This is a genomic window from uncultured Tessaracoccus sp. (assembly GCF_947255005.1).
In the GTDB taxonomy this organism is placed as follows: domain Bacteria; phylum Actinomycetota; class Actinomycetes; order Propionibacteriales; family Propionibacteriaceae; genus Arachnia.
On record NZ_CAMYFI010000011.1, the window covers coordinates 44575 to 60497 of the forward strand.

Annotated in this window: 14 protein-coding genes; 9 read left to right on the plus strand and 5 right to left on the minus strand. The window is 59.9% G+C overall.

Translation table 11 applies throughout. The features are described 5' to 3' along the window. Positions 1–207 precede the first annotated feature (207 nt). The 8 genes from Q0X61_RS04150 (at position 208) to treS (ending at position 9882) form a co-directional block, all read left to right on the plus strand. A complete protein-coding gene (locus Q0X61_RS04150) occupies positions 208–1137 on the plus strand; it encodes a restriction endonuclease subunit S (RefSeq protein ID WP_297740645.1) in 930 nt (309 codons plus the stop codon). Beyond that, the gene (locus Q0X61_RS04155; protein ID WP_297740647.1) at positions 1134–4301 is read left to right on the plus strand and encodes a type I restriction endonuclease subunit R; all 3168 of its coding nucleotides are present in this window, start codon (positions 1134–1136) and stop codon (positions 4299–4301) included. Before Q0X61_RS04150 ends, Q0X61_RS04155 begins: the two co-directional genes overlap by 4 nt. Before the next feature lie 141 nt (positions 4302–4442). Beyond that, positions 4443–4916, plus strand: coding sequence for a TIR domain-containing protein (locus Q0X61_RS04160; protein ID WP_297740649.1), 474 nt, complete (start codon positions 4443–4445; stop codon positions 4914–4916). Further along, positions 4913–5359, plus strand: a complete 447-nt coding sequence (locus Q0X61_RS13355; RefSeq protein WP_367270705.1) for an HIT family protein — start codon at positions 4913–4915, stop codon at positions 5357–5359. Before Q0X61_RS04160 ends, Q0X61_RS13355 begins: the two co-directional genes overlap by 4 nt. After that, entirely contained in the window at positions 5352–5846 is a 495-nt protein-coding gene (locus Q0X61_RS04165; protein ID WP_297740651.1) for a hypothetical protein, read from the plus strand. Before Q0X61_RS13355 ends, Q0X61_RS04165 begins: the two co-directional genes overlap by 8 nt. Positions 5847–6466: 620 nt before the next feature. After that, entirely contained in the window at positions 6467–7060 is a 594-nt protein-coding gene (locus tag Q0X61_RS04170; RefSeq protein WP_297740653.1) for a hypothetical protein, read from the plus strand. A 38-nt stretch (positions 7061–7098) separates the two neighbouring features. Further along, positions 7099–7617 carry a GNAT family N-acetyltransferase gene (locus Q0X61_RS04175; RefSeq protein ID WP_297740655.1) on the plus strand — a complete coding sequence of 173 codons (519 nt, stop codon included), beginning with the start codon at positions 7099–7101 and terminating at the stop codon, positions 7615–7617. Between the two features lie 27 nt (positions 7618–7644). Continuing rightward, complete coding sequence (gene treS / locus Q0X61_RS04180; protein ID WP_297740657.1) at positions 7645–9882, plus strand: maltose alpha-D-glucosyltransferase; 2238 nt, start codon at positions 7645–7647, stop codon at positions 9880–9882. Positions 9883–9909: 27 nt separating this feature from the next. On the opposite strand, the gene Q0X61_RS04185 is transcribed toward treS, so the two are convergent. Together Q0X61_RS04185 and Q0X61_RS04190 are read right to left on the minus strand one after the other, a co-directional pair. Next, positions 9910–10917 carry a LacI family DNA-binding transcriptional regulator gene (locus Q0X61_RS04185; RefSeq protein ID WP_297740659.1) on the minus strand — a complete coding sequence of 336 codons (1008 nt, stop codon included), beginning with the start codon at positions 10915–10917 and terminating at the stop codon, positions 9910–9912. Between the two features lie 22 nt (positions 10918–10939). Next, positions 10940–12022 carry a DUF4185 domain-containing protein gene (locus Q0X61_RS04190; RefSeq protein ID WP_297740661.1) on the minus strand — a complete coding sequence of 361 codons (1083 nt, stop codon included), beginning with the start codon at positions 12020–12022 and terminating at the stop codon, positions 10940–10942. Positions 12023–12146: 124 nt separating this feature from the next. On the opposite strand from Q0X61_RS04190, the gene Q0X61_RS04195 reads away from it, so the two are divergent. Beyond that, positions 12147–13010, plus strand: coding sequence for a hypothetical protein (locus Q0X61_RS04195; RefSeq protein ID WP_297740663.1), 864 nt, complete (start codon positions 12147–12149; stop codon positions 13008–13010). 55 nt (positions 13011–13065) lie between these two features. Here the strand turns inward: Q0X61_RS04195 and Q0X61_RS04200 are convergent, their stop codons facing one another. The 3 genes from Q0X61_RS04200 to Q0X61_RS04210 all read right to left on the minus strand — a co-directional run. After that, a complete protein-coding gene (locus Q0X61_RS04200; protein ID WP_297740665.1) occupies positions 13066–13899 on the minus strand; it encodes a carbohydrate ABC transporter permease in 834 nt (277 codons plus the stop codon). Positions 13900–13999: 100 nt separating this feature from the next. Continuing rightward, entirely contained in the window at positions 14000–14851 is an 852-nt protein-coding gene (locus tag Q0X61_RS04205; protein ID WP_297740667.1) for a carbohydrate ABC transporter permease, read from the minus strand. A 138-nt stretch (positions 14852–14989) separates the two neighbouring features. Further along, a partial coding sequence (locus tag Q0X61_RS04210) for an extracellular solute-binding protein (RefSeq protein ID WP_297740669.1) occupies positions 14990–15923 on the minus strand: 934 nt, incomplete at its 5' end.

The window sequence follows — 15923 nt, forward strand, 5'->3', positions numbered from 1 at the left end:
CACGATTGAGTCTGTGTGCAAGCAAGTCACCAGTGGTGGGACCCCGAGCAGGAAGAATCCCGGCTACTTCACCGAACACGGAGAGGGCTTTCCCTGGGTGAAGACGAAAGAGCTGAAGGACTGGTGGGTCGATACGACGGAGGAATCAATCACCCAAGAGGGCCTCGACAAATCGTCCGCCAAGCTGCTCCCCCGCGAACCGTCCTCATGGCGATGTACGGTGCGACTGTAGGTCAGCTTGGCATTCTGCGCAGGGAGATGACCTGCAATCAGGCATCTTGCGCGATGATAGTTGATCCGCGCGAGGCCGACGCTCGGTTCCTCTTCTACAATCTCATGCACCATCGACACAGGATCACGGCACTGGCGCTCGGCGCAGCACAGCAGAACCTTAACGCTGGACAGATCAAGTCCTACTCACTCCCCTTCCCCTCGGTGAGCGAGCAGCAGCGCATCGCAGGTGTACTCGGTGCCTTCGACGACCTCATCGAGACGAATCACCAAACAGTGGAATCCCTGGAAGCTTTGGCGACTGCTGCCGCCTATCTTCCTCTCGAAACCGTGGCGTTGAGTGCAGTTGCATCGCTGGGAAGCACGAAACATGTCCGACCAACCACACAAGTCGACCACTTCTCGATTCCTGCGTTCGACAACAACCGCCGCCCGGCCGAGGACCACGGTTCCAATATAAAGAGCGGAAAGCTGTCGGTCTCATGCCCCACAGCGCTCGTTTCTCGATTAAACCCGATCACTCCTCGGACGTGGATGGCCTATCCCGACGAGTCCCCTGCTGTCGCCTCAACCGAGTTCGTACCGTTGCTCGGCAAACAGGAAGTCACGACGGAGCACGTATGGGCAGTCACCAATCATGGTGAATTCTGGGCGCAGATGAGGAGCACAGCCAGCGGGAGCACCAACAGCCGACAACGAGTCGACAGAAACGCGATCCCGGAAATCTTGGTTCCCGATCCTCGAGCTCTTAAACCCGCCCACAGAAAAGCAATCACTGCCATTGTCCAGGGAGCTGAAGCGTTGCGTCGAGAGAATCAGAACCTCACCCGCCAGCGCGACGAACTCCTCCCCCTGCTCATGTCTGGCAAAGTCCGCGTGTCCGAGGTGGAAGGGAGCCTGCCGTGAGCGTTGCGGAATCTGATCTGGAGGATTGGGTGCTGGAGATGCTGGCCGACGAAGGCTGGCAGGTCACTCACGGGCCCGACATCGCCCCGGGAACACCGGGGGCGGAGCGCGACGACTACCGTGAGGTCGTCCTCATCGATCGTCTCCGCAATGCCGTCGGAGAGCTGAACCCCAAGCTGCCTGCTGAGGTTGTCGAGGAGGTGGTGAAGGTCGCCTTGCGCCCGGATGCAAAGGTGATCGGGACGGAGAACTGGCGGGCCTATCAACTGCTGATCTTCGGAGTTCCCGTCGAGTATCGCGACGCGGACGGAGTGCTCCGCAACGTTCGTGCTCGGCTCATCGATTGGAGCAATCCTCAGGCGAACGATCTACTGACGGTCAATCAATTCACTGTGATCGGCACGAGGGAACGGCGCCCTGATGTGGTGCTGTTCGTAAACGGTCTGCCGCTTGGCCTGTTCGAGCTGAAGAAGCCGGGCGAGGAGAACGCTACCGTCACCGGTGCCTACAAACAGGTGCAGACGTACAAGCAGCAGATTCCTGCGATGTTCACGTGGAATCAGGCTGTGATTGTCTCCGATGGCATTCTCGCTCGCCTTGGCACCGTGACTGCCCCCGAGAATCACTTCCAGGCATGGAAGACCATTGACGGAGAGCGTCTCGTCCCCCAGTTCAAACCCGAGATCGAAACTATCGTTCAGGGCTTCCTCCGGCCCGAGGTGTTCCTGAACTGGGTGCGGAACTTCATCGCGTTCAAAGGCGAGGGCGAGAAGGCCATCAAGATCGGCGCGAAGTATCACCAGTATTGGGCGGTCACGAAGGCAATTCGGGAGACGGTTGACGCCATGGAGGGCGATGGCCGCGCAGGCGTCGTCTGGCATACGCAGGGCTCAGGGAAGTCGTTCGAGATGGCGTGGTACGCAGGGCAACTCATGCGGCACCCCGCGATGGAGAACCCCACCATCGTCGTGCTCACCGACCGCAATGATTTGGATGACCAACTGTTTGAGGAGACGTTCGCGGCCACCAAGCCAGGTGCCCCGTTGCCCGAGCCTCCAGTGCAGGCCGACACCCGGCAAAGCCTGAAGGACCTGCTCCAAGGCCGGGAGTCGGGCGGCATCATCTTCACCACCATCCAGAAGTTCGGGCTCACGAAGGACGAGCGCGAAGCGGGCAAGCAGTTCCCGCTCCTGACAGACCGCGTCAACGTGGTCGTGATGGTGGACGAAGCTCACCGCTCGAACTACGACTTCATTGACGGGTTCGCTCGCCACCTCCGCGATGGTCTCCCCAACGCGACCTACATCGGCTTCACGGGAACGCCCCTCGAAGCCAAAGACAAGTCCACGACCGCCGTGTTCGGACCTGTGATCGACGCCTACGATCTCACGCAGGCCGTTGAAGACGGCGCAACCGTCAAAGTGTTCTACGAGCCGCGCCTCGCGAAGGTTCGCCTTCCCGAGGATGCCCTCGACGACATCGACGACGCGTTCACCATGGCCGTCTCTGGTACTGAGGAAGAGGCCCAGGAACGTCTGAAGTCGAAATGGGCTCGTGTGGAGGCCATCGTCGGAGCGGACGAACGGCTTGACGAACTTGCCCGTGACATTGTGAGTCACTGGGAGGCCCGCAAGGCCGTCATGCCACAAGCCAAGTGCATGGTGGTCACCATGTCGCGTCGCATCGCCGTCGAACTCCACGACAAGATCAAGGCCCTGCGTCCCGAGTGGTACTCCGAGGACGATGCCAAGGGTCGCATGAAGATCGTCATGAGTGGAGACGCCTCTGACCCGTTGGAGTGGCAGGAACATCTCCGCTCCAAGAAGGCCTCGCGCAAGCTGAAGACTCGCGCCTCCAATCCTGACGATGAACTGGACATGCTCATCGTCCGCGACATGTGGCTGACTGGCTACGACTCCCCCGCCACGACGACGATGTACGTCGACAAGCCCATGGCCAATGTGCCACTCATGCAGGCCATCACGCGCGTGAATCGGACATTCAAGGACAAGCCCGCAGGGCTGGTCGTCGATTACATCGGCATCGCGGAAGACCTGAAGGAAGCACTCGGCAACTACACCGAACGCGACCGCGACAACCAGAACGTCGGAGCTGAGGTCGAGGAGACCGTCATCCCCGAGATGCGCCAGGAACACGACATCGTGTGCTCCATCCTCCATGACTTCGACTGGCGTCCCCGGCTGGAGGACAAATCACCCAAGGCGTACATCCACGCGGTCATGGACGGCGTGGAATGGTTGCTCACCCAAGAGCACGCCGAAGGCCCTATGGAGGGCGTCGACGAGGAGCAGGGCTCCGAGAAGAAGCCCATGACCATCAAGCAGCGTTTCATCGCGCACAGCAAACGACTGCAGTCGTGGTTCTCGATGGTGCCAGCCTCAGACGCCGCCACGGCCATCCGTGACGACGTGGGCTACTTCGACGCGGTTCGCGTTGCTATCCGCAAGATCGAAAATGCGGGACGCGGAGCTGGAGACTCCGACGCTGAGCTTGATACCGCCATCCGGCAGATCGTCTCCGAGAGTATGACTGGCACCGGCATGGTGGACATCTACGCCGAGGCGGGCATCGCCAACCCGGACATCTCGATCATCGACGACGCCTTCGTCGACAAGATCATGAACTCCAAGCGTCCCAACCTCCAGTTGGAGGCCCTGAAGCGACTGCTGTCCACCGAGGTGAAAGCCATCAGCAAGCGCAACGTCGTGAAGGGCAAGGAGTTCTCCGCCATGCTCAATGAGGCGCTCTTGAAATACCAGAACCGAAGCCTGGACACAGCGCAGGTTGTCGCAGAACTGGTGAAGTTGGCACAAGCCCTGAAGGCTGAGCATGAGCGCGGTGAACAGACCGGGCTGACCGAGGATGAGCTCGCGTTCTACGACGCGCTCAGAACCAACGAGGCAGCTGTCGAAGCGATGAAGGACGAAACCCTGCGCGCCATCGCTCTTGACCTCACCAAGATCGTCCGCCGCGACGCGAAGACCGACTGGTCCTTGAAAGAGCAGGTGCGAGCCAAGATGCGCTCCACGATCAAGGTCCTGCTGCTGAGGCACGGCTATCCGCCGGACAAAGCCCAGTCGGCCACCGACCTGATCCTGAAGCAGGCAGAAACCATGGGCGAGAACTTGGAAGACGAGCGATGAGAATCCTTGGTAAGCAACTCAACCGATCATGTTCGCGCGCTTAGGCGAAGGATGTGCTGCCAGAAATGTCAGTGCGCTTCGCTATCACTATGGGTAGAGATCGATCGGGGTGTGTCCCCACAAACAGAAAGGGGTAGGATCATGGCTAAATCCGTCTTTTACTCATTCCACTACGAGCGCGATGTGCTCCGCGTCCAACTCGTTCGCAACATCAACGCCCTCGAAGGCCAGCCCGTACTCAACGCGCAGGCATGGGAGGAAGTTCGAGAGAAGGGTGACGCCGCTGTCGAGGACTGGATCGCGGAGCAGATGAGCTACAAGAAGGCGGTCATTGTGCTCATCGGTGAGCAGACGGCGGGTCGCAAATGGGTCAACTACGAGATCAACAAGGCATGGGCCGACAAGAAACCGCTTCTTGGAGTCCGCATCCACGCCCTTTCCTCCATGGGCACTGTGGATCGCGCTGGGGCCAGTCCATTCAGCGCTACCTCTGGTATCCCAATTTTCGACCCCACCACGCTGACTTGGGACGGCAAGATCGATTCCAGGGCGACGTACAAGAAGCTGGTCGACAATTTGGAGTGGTGGTCGACTCAGGGAAAGGTCAGGTCGTGATTGAGGCTTATGACTGCCCCTTCTGCGAGATCGTCCAGCGGGAGGACCCGCACGCTCGCGAAGTTTACCGAGATGCACACGTCGTAGGCTTCTTTCCGTCTGAGCCCGCCGTGCTCGGTCACACCTTGATCGTCCCAAGGGCGCATGTGTCCGATATTTGGTCGCTCTCCGAGAAGACAGCGGCTCATCTCGCCACCACCACAGTTCGAGTCGCTGGAGCAATCCGCAAGGCAGTACACCCCGAAGGCCTAAACGTCATCCAGTCCAATGGCAAGGCAGCGACCCAAACTGTCTTCCATCTCCACGTGCACCTTGTGCCTCGGTGGGACACCGATGCGATGGGTGCGATCTGGCCAAAGGACACCGACTACAGCGAGCGCCAGAAGGACCGTGCCCTTCGGGCCGTTCGTGAGGCATGCCAGAACCTGAGCAGCGATGGGTAAGCCCAGTTCGCCACAGCGGGATCCTGAGAATACCCGTAAGCACCTCGATTTCATCCAGGCCATCGTCACACGCATGTCTGCCGCGTCGTCCACGTCCAAGTCATGGCTCTTGCCTGTGGTGACTGCCGCTTACGGCTATGCACTGACGCAGAACGCCGATTCGGTGGCCTGGTTGGGTGTCGGGGCGACTTTGTTGTTCGCTTATCTCGACGCCAATTACCTTCGACAAGAGAAGCGTTTCCGCAGCCTCTACAAGAGTGTCGCCGAGGGACGGCATGACATTGCTACATTCTCACTGCAACCAGATGATCTGCCCTCAGAAGTTCCCACGAAGGACAAGGGCGACTGGCCGGAGTGGGCACCGAAGTGGGTTAATCGCGCGTTGCCGGGACCGAGTGTGTGGGCCTCCTGGTCGATTCTGCCGTTCTATGCACCATTGGCCGCCGTCGGTATCTTCATCGCTTGCTGGGTTGGGCTGAAAGGGTAACGGCTCGGGACTCACCGGGCCCAAGCGGGCTTCCGGGCATCCGACTGCTGACCCACGGCATAGCAAAAGGCAAGCGAACCCGGTCCGCACGTTATTCACCCTCGTTCGCTGACTGATTTTCATCCCCGAGAGGTCGTGGCTCAGCGTCCGATAGTCTGTCTGAACGTGGCCAACTATTGCTCTCGGTTCACTTCGCCGCAAGGTCCTTCCTCGTGACCGACTGGCGCTTTCATCTCAGGACGGAAGTACTTCGCCCGAGAACAGAGGCTCCTGGCGCTCGCTGCATCGCCGTTCCCATCCTCTCAATGCTGAGGTCTCCTCGGAGATGGTCGAGTAGCTGGACGTACTCTTCTGCCGTCCCCTCGTTCGAACTAGCGATCATAGGCCAGAGTGCTTAATTGGCCTCGTCTGAATTAGCCATGTTTCATAGTCGACGGGACAGATCTTGCGCTCATCAAAACTGGTCGACCACCCAGTGGTAGCGTCCACCTCGAATGAGACAAGCCAGCAGTTCTCGGCCACGTTACCTCCCCGCCGGTCGCTGCCCCAGGTTCTTCTGCCAACAATCGCTGATTGCACGGTTGCTACGGTGGACGCAGTTCGCTCAGAAAGCTTCGACTGTGACGCATCGCCTAGACAGACCCAACCGCTCCGGTGCTCGTTGGTGGTTTCTGGCGATCGCTGTGGTCGTCGCGGCGGGTCTAGCGCTGTGGCTCTTGCCCGTTCCGATTCTCCTTGTGAAATCTGTGTTCATCGCCCCGCTCGACGTCAGTTCCGCGCTGTTCGCGGTGGCGTTCGTGTTCGCCGTCATCTTCCTCTTCGCCGGCGCCTGGCGCATGTTTGCTCGCCGTGCATCTCGGATGATCGCGGTGATCGGCTGTGTGGCAGTGGCTCTCGTCTCGCCCATCGCCGTCCTAGGCCAGTCCATCGATCGTCCCACGCTGACACTGTTGTCAACCGCTGCGATGCCGTGTGATGTCGTCGCGGTCGAGCGGCAATACCTCTTTCAAGGGTATGGCACCGTGATGGTGCGCCGTGACACTGAGTGGTTCCTCCACGACGTCGCCTCCTACTCCTCCGACGACTACCCGTTTCCCGCGAGGAACGCCAGTTACTCGCTCAGACACGCCGACGGTCAGGCCACGTTGGTCTTTGACGTGACGCAACAGCAACACGGCCAAGTGCGGCCCAGCAGCTTCACCTTCACCTGCTGAGATGCACGGCGTGTGCAGCCACGTTCTAGGCTCGAGGTATGTTCACGTTTCGGCCGCTGCGCGTAGACGATCTTCCCAATGTCGTCGCATGGCAGCAGTCCCCTGCCGCTGCACCGTGGTTTCCGAAGCTCACGCTTGCTGAAGCCCACGAACGTTTCGGCCCACGCCTGGATGGCAGGTCCCCCGTTCGGATGCTGATCTTGCATCGCCGAGGCGTCAACGTCGGGTATGCCCAGCTCTATCGCGTCGCCGATCTTCCCCCTGGTGACGTGATTCCTGCTGAGGCCTCCGACGTCGGTGTGGACTTCTGCATCGGCCTGCCCACGCTGATTGGGCAAGGACTCGGCACGACCTTGATCCAGGAACTGGTGGAACTCAGCCACTGGATGTTCCCGACGGCAACGGGCGTGATTTCGTGCCCAGACCATCGCAACCACGCTTCTCGTCGGGTGCTGGAAAAGAACGGGTTTATTCCAACCTTGTGGTTCGACTCCCCCGCGGCTGACGGCGTCGAGACACTGGTGATGCATCGACGAGAGTTCCAGGAACTGCGGTGACGCTAGCCCATTGGCTATCGTGAGGTTGTGACCAGCGCGCCTGAACAGCCCATGCCTGACGATGCCCTTGAGGAAGATCTCAACGCCGAGCTGAACTTCGACCAACAACGATTTGCTGCTCGTCCTGCCAGGCTTCGCCCCCGGGCTAGCAGGAAGGCTAAGCAATCCGAGCACGTGCCCCCGCCGCCGTTTGAGGCCGACGGACGCAACCGTGCCTATGTGGAATGGCTGGTAGACCAATCAATGCTGGCCGACGCCTCCAGGCTCTCCCGACAACTCGCCGGCAATCACCTCATGTGGGCCAACGCGTTCGCCTCGCCGGATCCGCGCGCAGCCGCCGAGCAGGCGTCGGTGTGGTACACCGCCTACCCGCTGAGCCTCATCAGCGCCCGCAGGCAGTCATTCTTGGGCGTCCTCGGCGACGAAGCCTTGTGGAAAGCATTCTCAACAATTGGAATCGACGCCGTCCACACCGGGCCGGTCAAGCTCGCCGGAGGCATCTCGGGATGGGACCACACCCCCAGCGTCGACGGTCACTTCGACCGCATCTCCATGGGCATCGACTCGCTGTTCGGCACGGAGGAAGAGTTCCGCGCCATGTGCGAGAACGCGGCATCGCACGACGGCACCGTCATCGACGACATCGTGCCTGGCCACACGGGCAAGGGCGCCGACTTCCGCCTCGCAGAGCTGAACTACGGCGACTACCCCGGCATCTACCACATGGTGGACATCCCCGAGGAAGCCTGGCACCTCCTGCCAGACGTGCCCGAAGGTAAGGATTCGGTCAATCTTGACCCAGCCAGCGAACGCGCACTCGCGGATGCCGGGTACATCATCGGCGAGCTGCAGCGCGTCATCTTCTACGAGCCCGGTGTCAAGGAAACGAACTGGTCCGTCACCCGCCCCATTCACGATTGCGACGGCATCGAACATCGCTGGGTGTACCTCCACTACTTCAAAGACGGCCAGCCGTCGATCAACTGGCTCGACCCGACGTTCGCCGGCATGCGCCTCGTCATGGGCGACGCTCTCCATTCCCTGCTCGACCTCGGCTCCGGCGGGCTACGCCTGGATGCGAACGGCTTCCTAGGAGTGGAAAAGTCGATCGACCTCTCCCCCGCCTGGTCTGAAGGGCACCCGCTCTCGCAGGCTGCAAACCAGCTCATCGGCTCGATGGTGCGCAAGGTTGGCGGATTCACGTTCCAAGAGCTCAATCTCTCCATTGATGACATTGCCGCGACGGGCGCCGTCGGCCCCGATTTAAGCTACGACTTCATCACCCGCCCCGCGTACCAATTCGCTCTGGCTACGCAAGATACCGAGTTCCTTCGCCTGACACTCCGTGAAGCAATGCGGCTCGGCATCGATCAAGCATCGCTGGTGCACGCGCTCCAAAACCACGACGAGCTCACCTACGAGCTGGTGCACTTCACGGCCCGGCACCGCGACGACGAGTACGAGTTCGGCGGGGAAACGTACACGGGCCTGGAACTGGCCGACCACGTGCGCGCCACCATGCGCGAGAAGCTCACCGGCGACGCCGCGCCATACAACAAGGTGTTCACTACCAACGGCATCGCATGCACCACGGCCTCGGTCATCACGGCGAGCCTCGGCATCCGCGATCTTGACGCCATCGAGGATGCCGACGTCGAGCGTATCCAGGCCGCGCACCTGCTGCTCGCTGCCTACAATGCGTGGCAGCCTGGCGTGTTTGCGCTGTCGGGTTGGGACCTCGTCGGCGCGCTCCCCGTCGACATCGACGATGTTAAGCAGCTCGTCAAGGACGGCGACACGCGTTGGATCGAGCGAGGCGCCTACGACCTCATGGACCTGGCGCCAGACGCTGTGAAGTCGTCGTCGGGCATGCCGCGCGCCCGCGCGCTGTACGGTTCGCTCCCCCAGCAGCTGGACGATCCGCAGTCGTTCGCGAGCAAGCTGTCGAAGATTCTCCGCGTCCGTAAGCGCTTCGCGCTCGCAACGGCCTCGCTCGTTGACGTGCCCGAGGTGCCGCACAAGGCGCTCTTGGCGCTCGTCAACCGTCTCAGCGACGGCCACACACAAATCACCCTGCTCAACTTCTCGGAAGAGAAACTCTCCGGATACATCCGCAGCGACAAGATCCCTGCCGGCCGCGTCGTCGATCTCTCCACCAGACGCCGCATTGCCGAGGTGGACGATTTGGGCGGATTCTCCGCCAGCGTGCAGCCTTTCGGCGCCATGGCGCTGATTGTGCGCGCGCAGGCTCAAGGCCCGCAGTAGCCCGCTGCATGTTACGCCGTCTGGTACTCAGTTCGCTCGCAGCGAGCTGGCGCGAATGCGCCACTCGGGTTCGAGCAGCATGCGCGCGTTGCGCGCCGCATTGCCGGTGATACGCCCGTGGAGGAGTTCGCCCGCCCACTGCCCCAAATGCTCGGCCGGCTGGTCAACCACGGTCACGGGTGGATCCACCATCACATTCCAGCGGTCGTCATCCACGCCGACGAGGGCTACGTCCGTGCCGATCCGGCGGTCAGCCCGCCGGAGTTCGCGGTAGGCCTCCGCGGAGAGGGTGTTGGTGACGGCGAACACGGAGTCGGTGCTCGGGTTCGCCATCGCCGAAGCGAGCTCCTCAGACGCCGTCGTCGAATCAAAGGGCAGGTGCAGCACTCGCGACGGGGGCACGTCGATGCCATTCTCGCGCATCGCGTCGACGAAGCCGCGCACACGCTCGTCGAGGGGGCTGAGTTTCCCCTCGTGCGCGACGACCACGGGGCTGCCCCAGCCTTGCTCCAGCAAATGCTCGGCAACCATGGTGCCGATGATGCGGTTGTCGACATTGATACGGTCGCCGCTGAAATTAGTCACGAGACGATCGACAGAGACCACGGGAATGCCGTGGAGCTGCAGCGGATGCAGCGATGTCTTCGTCGCAGAGACGGCCGCGACGAGCACCCCGGCGGCCTGGTGAGAGATGACGGCGTCGATTGCGGATCGTTCCAGCGCCAGATCTTCGTGGGTATTACACAGCATCACGGCGTAGCCGTGCTGGTGAGCCACTTTCTCGAACGACTCCAGCAGGCGATGAAAGAACGGGTTGCGCACGTCGGGCACGATGGCTGCCCACAGGTCGCCGCGCTGTTTCCGCAGTGCCCTCCCCACCCCGTTGGGGCGGTATTGCTGATCACGAATCTCACGTTCCACGCGCTCCACGAGCTCGGGTGCGACGCGCGGGTTGCCGTTCAGCACGCGCGACACCGTCGCGACGGACACCCCGCTGGCTCGGGCGATGTCTTTCATCGTGACTCTGTGGTTCATGCGACTCTCCCTACGCGGACCACTACGCGCACACTTCCTCGAATGGGTATTGAATCTTGAACTGTTCCACGTGGTAGGGCCAGCCCATTGCGGTATTCCATTGGGACACCACCAGGTGCAGCTCCTTCATGGTACTGCCTGGAATGATGTACGGGCCGTAGAGCTGGGCCATGTGGTCGTCGTTTTCCTTCCCCCACTCCCCTCCATGGATGAGTGTGACAGCTTTGGCGTCTGCGAGCTTGACCACCTCGTCGGCCCGCAACGCATCCACGCGGTACTCGCCGGCGTTAAACCAGGTGAGCATCCACTGCGAATCGACGTTGCGCAGGCACATCTCCCCCACCTTGCCGGGGATGATGTCGACGGGCGCGTCACTCCCCCACTTGCCGTCGCCTTGATACACCTCGTAGGCGTCGGGCTCGAGGATGCGGTCGGCAGGCACACGTGCAGCGATAGCTGGCTTGTCTCGCTGGAAGCCGGTGGTAAGCATGTTGACATACTTGCCGTCGTCGTCGAGCGCCCACGTGCACTGCTGCATGCGCCCATCCATGTGGCGCATCTCGAACATTTCCTCCGTGCGGTCCCACGTCTCCCCAGAATCCTTCGAAGTCCAAATCTCGGTGTGCAGCACGTTGCCCAGCCCGGCGTTAATCATGACCCACAGATAGATGGTGTCACCAACGACTACGGCATCGGCGGGCAGGATCGTCGAGAGTGTGCCATCGTCGTGGGCGTAGTCGACGAGTTGCTTCGCGACGTCGCCACCCACAGCCGAGGTCCACTGAATGCCCTTCGTGACGGTTGTCGGATCAGCGAACAGCCCCACTGGTGAGCGCCAGTTCCCGCCCGGGACGAACGCCTCCTCGAAGGTATCTCCGAAGATGAACAGGATGCGCCCGTCAGGGGTAGTGACTGGAATTCCGAGATCCGTGGCTTCCATCTTGAATGTGGTGGTGAGACCCGGGCCAGTCAAAGGACCCCTACGCTCTATCCGACGGCAGAAAGCCTCTTCTTTCGAACACGCCGTGAACGCAGGAAGCGAGACTACCCCGATAGCGCCCGCAACGGCGATTCTTCTGCTGATCTTCCAATCAGGATCCTGCATCAAATTCCACCTTTGAAAATGTGGTCAGCGGTGAGCCCACGCGCCAATCTTCAATGATTATTACATTGTACCTTAATCCCTATCAGGACCGTACGAAGTACGCGAATCCCCTAAACTTGGTCCCATGATGAAAGGTACCGTTACAATCACCGCTGGCGAGAAAAAGCGCCTACTCTCAGCTTCACCAGAACCTGGCCAGGATTGGTATATCAACGACCACACCTTCGTTCAAGATGGTGACGGCAATTGGCACGTGTTCGGCATCTGGCATGCTGAACCGGCACATCCGTTAGATGAGAAATTCTTCCTGCACGCAAGCGCTCCGGCGCTGGATGGGCCATGGACGGTGCATCCAGCCGTTATGCATGCACGGGAAGATATCGGCGAAACGCATGTGTGGGCGCCGCACGTCATTCGCGTAGACGATACCTATCTCATGTTCTATTGCGCCGGCACGGAAGATCACGAGGCGTACCGCATCGAGTGCGCGACCAGCACCGACCTCTTCACCTGGGAGCACAGCGCCGACGGGCCCCTCTTCACCGACGGCTTCGACGCCCGCGATCCGATGGTGCTGTACGTAGGAGATGAGTGGGTGATGTACTACACCCGAACGTCGAAACCCGACGGAGGAACCCACCAGGTTGCAGCGCGCACCAGCCCCGATCTGCAGCAGTGGAGCGAGCCCGTCGTCGCCTTCGATTCCGGAGTGACAGGCACGTTTGGCGGCCCGACCGAGTCTCCGTTCGTGTGCAAGCTCTCCCCCGACACCTACGTGCTCTTCGTCTGCGAATCTGGGGAATACGATCGAACGCTCGCCTACGCATCGAACGACCCGCTGCACTTCGACGCGGACAACCTCATCGACGTCGACCTCGACGAGCACTGCGCCGAGATCATCGAAACCGACGAAGGAACCTGGATCTCCGGCGGAGGTTGGGGCCGCGGCGGACTCACCATCCGGCCGATCACTATGGCTGTTCAGTAATGCAAACGATGGCGGGGCTGGCATTCCACCAGCCCCGCCAAGGAAATACTCCAAGCTACTTCAATCCCGACATCTTGATGTTGCCAATGATCTGCTTCTGGAAGATCAGGAACAAAATCACTACCGGTGCGGCAGTGAGTGTAGAACCAGCCATGAGTAGCCCCAACTCGGTTTGACGCTCGGAGCGGAATGTGGCGAGGTATTGCTGCAGCACATATTTCTCACGGCTCGTGATTGTCATTATCGGCCACACATAGGAGTTCCAGTAAGCAAGGAATGCCGTAATTCCCATCACCACGAACGGCGGCTTCGAGAGCGGAAGGAACAGCCTGATAAAGATCTGGAATCTACCGCAGCCATCCAGCATTGCTGCTTCTTCCAGCGAAGAAGGAACGTTCAGATAAAACTGGCGAATAAAGAACACACTCGCAGCGCTCGCAGCGCCCGGGATGACCAGCACCGCGAGGGTATCGAGCATCGACAATTGGGTAACTACGACGAAGCTCGTCAGCAGGATCGTCATACCGGGAATGAACATCGTCGTGATGACGATCACCCAGAGTGTCTTCTTGAATCGGAACTCCAGGCGAGCGAAGGCGTACGCAGCCATGGAGTTGACGGTGAGATGCAGCAGGCAGAAGAGCACAGCACCAAGGAAGGTCCACCCCAGGGTTCGCAGGAAGACGGGGTCTTGCAGAATCTGTACGTAGTTTTCATAGCGCCAGACTTCAGGGAAGAACTGGAACGGCGTCCGAACCACTTCGTTTCGTGCCTTGAAACCAGCAATCACCATCCACGCGAGTGGGAAGAGAGCGGCAAACAGAAAGATAAGGCCGACAAGCCCTTTCAGCGCGAACTGGACCCAGTACAACGGCGTGCGCTTACGCACTCGCCGATTAGGCTTCGCGTCGAGTGACTTCTCCGCAGCGTTCAACACGACTTCGTCAGCAGCGGGTGCAGTGGATCCCGACATAGATTGATTCGTCATATCAGTCAACCAACTTTTCGGAATTAAGAACACGGAAGATCATGGCTGAGACAGATCCCAGAACGACGAACAGCAGCAGTGCCGCTGCAATGGAATAACCAACAGTGGCGTCCCCACGGAAGTGGTTGAAGATAAACAGGTTAGGGAGCATCGTCGAATCGAGCGGACCGCCGTTGGTCATCACCAGGGGTAGCTCGTACTGCTGAATCGCGGCGGTGAAGCCGGTGATGAGCAAGTAGAGCAGAACGTTCTTCATCTGCGGAATAGTGATATAGAACGTCCGCTGCCACCATCCGGCGCCTTCCATCTCAGCAGCCTCGTACAGCTCGCCCGGGATATCGACCATGGCAGCAACCATGATGAGCGATGTGAGACCCATGCCGAGCCAAATGGCAGGCACCGCAATCGCGAGCAACGCCCACTTCGGGTCAGAGAGCCACGCAACCGGCTCGATTTCGAAGAGCCCCAGCAGCCAGTTCAGCAAGCCACCAGAGTAGTTGTAAATGAGACCGAACGTGATGGACGTGATCACCGTCGAGATGATGGTGGGGATGTAGATGCTCACTTTAAGCACGCTCGCAAAATGACGTGAAACGCTGACCACCAAGCTCGCAAAAAGGAAGGCCAGAACGAGCTGCACCGGCACCGTCATGAGCACGAAGGTGAGGCCAAGCTTCACGGAGTTCCAGAACAGTGGATCCGCCAACACGTTTTTGAAGTTCTGTAAGCCCACAAATTGGGGATCCAGGTAGAAACCCCAATCCTGGAAGGATAGGTACACCGCGTATCCAGCAGGCCAGATGACGAAAATTCCGAGCATGATGAGCACCGGGCTCAGCATCAACAGCGCCAAGCGAGTATCTCTATACCTGTAACGATTACTACGTTTCTTTAGTTCAGCAGCCGACGGCATCTTGTAGTCCCATTCCTTGTATTCGGGCGCACAGTGTGGGTGTGGCGGCGCGAGGACCGCCACACCCACACACGTCAACTAATTGTTCTTAGGTGCTTTCTCAGGAAGCTTCTCTCGGTCGATGACCGTCTGAATTCCCTTGGTGGCCTCCTTGAGGGCATCTTCAGCCGATTTTTGACCTACCATGCCGGCCTCCATCGCCGTACCCACAGCCAATGAAACATCCCAGGGGTACTGCGGCTCAGGAATGGCCTTCGGAGCGATGTCTTCCGTAACAACAGACGACCAGGGTGCATCCTTGGCTTCTGGCTGTTTAGCGACCGCGTCCATGACGGACTGCCGCACTGGAGCCTTCGTGAACTGCGTCTTGACGAAGAACGGCACGAGGAGTTCCGGATCGCCTGCGAGGCACCAGCTCAAGAACTCGCCGGCTGCTTCCTTGTTCTTCGTCTTGGCGTCGACAACCCACTTGAAGTTGCCCAGTGTGGTTGCCGAATCGCCCTTGGCGTTCGTGGCCTGGACGAACGGAGCCACGCCAGTGTGGGCCAGAAGGTCGGGGTAGTCGGAGCCGATCTCGGACATCATCCAGGAACCGGAAACCTTAAAGGCAACTTTTTCCTCACCGAAGTCTTTGCCTTCGACGTAGGCGGCGAGAGCCTGCTTCGGCATGTAGCCCTTGTCCCACAGTTGCTTGTAGTAGCCGATCAAGGAAACGTACTCATCGTTCTCGACGTCGGCCTTGGTCCAGTCGTCATTGAGGGCAGTGTGGCCACTGAAGTTGTACTGCTGGCCGACCGTCGACCATGCGAACGTGGCTGCATCCTGTGCGGGAGCAATGCAATACTGACCTTGAGATAGTGTGGGCTTGATCTTCTCACAGAATTCGAGAAGCTCATCCCAGGTCTTGGGTGGGGTTTCCGGATCGAGCCCGGCTGCCTTGAAGATCTTCTTGTTCCAGAACAAGACGGTCTGAGGCTCAAGGAGCAATGGGTAGGCATAGTACTTCTCGCCG

Excerpts from the sequence above, each read along its gene's own strand:
- Q0X61_RS04165 (WP_297740651.1), top strand. The coding sequence starts at position 5,352 with ATGGGTAAGCCCAGTTCGCCACAGCGGGATCCTGAGAATACCCGTAAG.
- Q0X61_RS04190 (WP_297740661.1), bottom strand. The coding sequence starts at position 12,022 with ATGCAGGATCCTGATTGGAAGATCAGCAGAAGAATCGCCGTTGCGGGC.
- Q0X61_RS04160 (WP_297740649.1), top strand. The coding sequence starts at position 4,443 with ATGGCTAAATCCGTCTTTTACTCATTCCACTACGAGCGCGATGTGCTC.
- Q0X61_RS04175 (WP_297740655.1), top strand. The coding sequence starts at position 7,099 with ATGTTCACGTTTCGGCCGCTGCGCGTAGACGATCTTCCCAATGTCGTC.
- Q0X61_RS04150 (WP_297740645.1), top strand. The coding sequence starts at position 208 with ATGGCGATGTACGGTGCGACTGTAGGTCAGCTTGGCATTCTGCGCAGG.
- Q0X61_RS04185 (WP_297740659.1), bottom strand. The coding sequence starts at position 10,917 with ATGAACCACAGAGTCACGATGAAAGACATCGCCCGAGCCAGCGGGGTG.
- Q0X61_RS04195 (WP_297740663.1), top strand. The coding sequence starts at position 12,147 with ATGATGAAAGGTACCGTTACAATCACCGCTGGCGAGAAAAAGCGCCTA.